2 protein-coding genes and 1 pseudogene are annotated in these 3,270 nt (G+C 62.6%); 1 reads left to right on the top strand and 2 read right to left on the bottom strand.

All coding sequences use genetic code 11. The features are described 5' to 3' along the window. Both EOA86_RS27845 and EOA86_RS27840 read right to left on the bottom strand, forming a co-directional pair. Window positions 1-181: pseudogene (locus EOA86_RS27845) on the bottom strand (purine-nucleoside phosphorylase); the annotation flags it as partial. 86 nt (window positions 182-267) lie between these two features. After that, entirely contained in the window at window positions 268-2,838 is a 2,571-nt protein-coding gene (locus tag EOA86_RS27840) for an ATP-binding protein (protein WP_128344605.1), read from the bottom strand. 96 nt (window positions 2,839-2,934) lie between these two features. Between EOA86_RS27840 and EOA86_RS38910 the strand changes: the two genes are divergently transcribed. Further along, window positions 2,935-3,072 carry a hypothetical protein gene (locus tag EOA86_RS38910; protein ID WP_164892034.1) on the top strand — a complete coding sequence of 46 codons (138 nt, stop codon included), beginning with the start codon at window positions 2,935-2,937 and terminating at the stop codon, window positions 3,070-3,072. The last annotated feature ends 198 nt before the right edge of the window (window positions 3,073-3,270 follow it).

The following is a 3,270-nucleotide window of genomic DNA, read 5'->3' as shown; positions in this document are numbered from 1 at the left end:
ACTGGATGCTGACGGGCTTGCCGCGAAACAAGCCGGTAAAACCGAGGGCTTCCCTTCGACGGTTGACGCAGCGCGGCGCCTCCAGAAAGGTTTCCGCCATCCATTCGGCACGCTGCGGGTCGCCCGGCAACAGCACTGTTGCGGCATAATCACCCTTGCCTGCCTCGTTGTGCGGCGTCACGGCATGCTCCCCCAAAACCCGCCGCCCGTTTCGCCCATAATCATGGCAGTCTCACGCCATTTCGCAAGTGCGAGAATTAGTAAGCCCTAAGATTCCAGCACATCCTTGACGATTGTGGCCAGTTGCTTGAGCGAAAACGGCTTCGGCAGGAAACCGAAATGCGCGTCTGCCGGCAGGTTTTTAGCGAACGCATCCTCCGCGTAGCCGGAAACGAAGACGAATTTGATGTCGGGCTGCCGCTTGCGCAATTCGCCAAGCAGCGTCGGCCCATCCATCTCAGGCATCACCACATCGGAAACGACAATGTCGACCTTGCCGCCGAGCGCCTCGAAGACTTCCAGCGCCTCGACGCCTGAGGACGCTTCGTGGACGGTATAGCCGCGCGACGTCAGGGCCCGCATGCCGCCCATCCGCACGGCATCTTCGTCCTCGACGAGCAGCACCGTGGCCGAACCCGACAGATCCTTGGCTGCGTCGGCGATCTTTGCCGGTGCAGCCGGCGCCTCGCCGGGTTCGCCCCCCGCTCTCGCCTCTGCAATGTAGCGCGGCAGGAAGATGCGGAACACCGATCCCTTGCCGACCTCGGATTCGCAGAAGATGAAGCCGCCTGTCTGCTTGATGATGCCATAGACCATCGACAGGCCGAGGCCAGTGCCCTTGCCGACCTCCTTGGTGGTGAAGAAGGGTTCGAAAATCTTCTTGAGTACTTCGGGGGCGATGCCGCTGCCGGTGTCTTCGACTTCGACCACCACATAATCGGCCGGCGCAAGTTCGCGGTAGGGAAGGCTCTTGCTCTCCTCTGTGGTCACATTCCGGGTGCGCACGGTGAGGTCGCCGCCGTTCGGCATCGCATCGCGCGCATTAACCGCCAGATTGACCACCACCTGCTCGAACTGCCCGATGTCGACCTTCACCGGCCACAGATCGCGGCCATGATCGACCTTCAGCTTTATGTCGTTGCCGACCAGACGGGCCAGCAGCATCCGCAGATCGGCTAGCACGTCGGTCAGGTTGAGCACCTCCGGCCGCAGCGTCTGCTTGCGCGAGAAGGCCAGAAGCTGCCGCACCAGCGACGCCGCCCGGTTGGCGTTCTGCTTGATGTTCATGATGTCCGGGAAGGACGGGTCCGACGGGCGATGATTGGTCAACAAAAGGTCCGACGCCATGATGATGGCGGTCAGCACATTGTTGAAGTCGTGTGCGATGCCGCCGGCAAGCTGGCCGACCGCCTGCATCTTCTGGCTTTGAGCCATCTGGCCCTCGAGCGCCTTTTGCTCGGTGGTCTCGACGGCGTAGACGATGGCCGACTCTTCGGCGCCCTCGCCGGTGCCGTCGGCGACCGCGTTGACGTAGAAGCGCATATGCCGTTCTTCATTGCCGGGCAGCAGCGTATCGATTGGTTCGATGTCAGCCTGCCTTTGTCGCGCTTTCTCGAACGCCGCGGCAAAGGCGGGCCGGTCGCGCTCATGGATCACCGAGTCCAGCCGCACGCGCCGATCGACCGCGTCGCCGTCGACGACGGAGGAAAACAGCGACAGGAAAGGCGCGTTGGTGCGCAAGATGCGCCCGCTGTTGTCGACAGCTGCTATTGCCATCGGCGTCGAATTGAAAAAGCGGGTGAAGCGGATCTCCGAGGCGCGAAGGTCGGCGGAAGCGTCCTCGCCTTGCGTCCGGTTGAGCACGATGGTGCGCGTCGGACCGTTGACGCCCTCGCGGCTGGCCGAGACCCTATGCATGAAACGCACGGGCAGCGCCTCGCCCTTCACTGTCGTCAGATCGAGATCGATGACCGCATTGCGCGTGGTGCCCGGATCGGCCTTGACCGAGCGGACCAGCGCCATGCCGTCGCCGGCGACGATCTCCGGAAGGGTGACGGCGCCAGGCGTGAAACTCGTCAGGTCGATGCCCAGCCACTCCGCAAGCGTGGCGTTGATATAGGTGACGCGGCCTTCCTGATCGGCCGAAAAGAAGCCGGCCGGCGCATGGTCGAGATGATCGATGGCCTCCTGCAGATCGAGGAAGAACCGCTCTTGCTCCGCGCGTTCTTCCGAGATGTCGGCGAGTTGCCAGGCGAGCAAGGGCAGCCGCTGGCCCGGGACGCTGAAGGCGCGGGCGCGGGCACGATACCAGCGCGCGCCCGGCTCGGCGCCGGGTCGAATGGATTGCGCAAGCCGAAACTCCCCGTCGCCGGGCTGGCCGTCGCGCAGGCCGGAGGCGAGCCGGTATATGGTCACCGAGGCCTCGGGAACGTCGGACAGCAAACCCTCGACCGTCTTGAGATCCGCCGAAGACGCCGCGCCCGTCATGTCGGCATAGGCCCGGTTGGCGTAGACGACACGACCCTTGGTGTCGGTGACCAGAAGACCTTGCGACATCGAATCGACGAAGGCTTTCGACAGCTCGTCACTCGTCGAGCGCGGTGTGATCTGCACGAAGCCGATGGCGGTGGCGAACAGGAAGCCGACACCGATCATCGCCAGCACACCAAGCATTCCAAGCAGGAATGGGTCGCCAAGGCGTTCGCGGAAAAGGCCGAAGACGATCGCGGCGCCAGTCAGGACGACGATGAAGACGATGAGCCGGGTGACCGCACCCGGTCGCGTGTTCTGGTCGACGATCGGTACCGGATAGAAATCGCCGCGCGCTTCCTTGGCCATGTGCCCCCTGCTCGTGAAATCCGGTACTTGCCCCTGCCCGGTTGAATCACATTCTCAGGGTCCGGAAAAGGCCTTGGCGGCAAATGTCCGCTAAAAATGACGCCGTTCGGCGCCTGGTGTGGTGAATCCGAAATTCGCATTACCCTGGGTGCTGCGGGGAGCGAATTTCGGATTCACCACACCAGCAACGTGCCGAAAATCCAGTGTGGTGGATTTGAAATTCCGGAACGCTGACGCCCTCAATTCGTAGGGACTTCAAATCCACCACATTGGTGTTTCAAGCTGTTCAAGAGCCGCGAAAGGCGACTTGCAGTGGCGTGCCGCAACAGTTTAGTGTCGCGTCTTCTTCGAAAGCCGATATTGGGGGCACCAATGCTGCAGTGGCTGGATAGTGTGGCGGGTCCTGGTTATGCCGCGGCAATCCTGTGGACG

The organism is Mesorhizobium sp. M5C.F.Ca.IN.020.32.2.1 (assembly GCF_004023105.1).
Classification (GTDB): domain Bacteria; phylum Pseudomonadota; class Alphaproteobacteria; order Rhizobiales; family Rhizobiaceae; genus Mesorhizobium; species Mesorhizobium wenxiniae.
The sequence above is the reverse complement of the archived record's forward strand: the minus strand, read 5'-3'. Positions and strand labels throughout refer to the sequence as shown.

Bases quoted from the DNA above. Each gene is read 5' to 3' on its own strand.
- EOA86_RS38910 (WP_164892034.1), top strand. From the start codon at position 2,935: ATGACGCCGTTCGGCGCCTGGTGTGGTGAATCCGAAATTCGCATTACC.
- EOA86_RS27840 (WP_128344605.1), bottom strand. From the start codon at position 2,838: ATGGCCAAGGAAGCGCGCGGCGATTTCTATCCGGTACCGATCGTCGAC.